Source organism: Candidatus Bandiella numerosa (genome assembly GCF_021811875.1).
GTDB lineage: Bacteria > Pseudomonadota > Alphaproteobacteria > Rickettsiales > Midichloriaceae > Aquirickettsia > Aquirickettsia numerosa_A.
Genome location: NZ_JAJBJD010000267.1, coordinates 1 through 251, shown reverse-complemented (window position 1 = coordinate 251; position 251 = coordinate 1). Strand labels below are relative to the sequence as shown.

Sequence of the window (251 nt, the reverse complement as noted above, 5' to 3'; positions counted from 1 at the left end):
ATACGACATTTTGCAGATTTCGAAATATAATGACTAAGCTGAAGATATGGGATGTGTTGCTGAAAGAGGTGAACGAGCAGTTGACAGAACACGGCCTAAAGGTAGAGAAGTCGCAAGGAGCAATAGTGTGCGCCGTGCATGATGTAAGAGTAGAGGGTTCAAGTCCCTCATGGGCTGATATAGAGCTGTCCATTAGCTGAGGCAAGGTTAACTTCGTGAGGAGTTGGCGGAAGGAAGCTGACGGCAAAGTA

Annotated in this window: 1 protein-coding gene; it reads right to left on the bottom strand. The window is 46.6% G+C overall.

Going from position 1 to position 251, the window contains the following annotated elements:
- Window positions 1-251, bottom strand: a 251-nt coding sequence (locus tag L8D11_RS05600; protein ID WP_236870669.1) for a hypothetical protein, incomplete at both ends; no start/stop codon positions are given.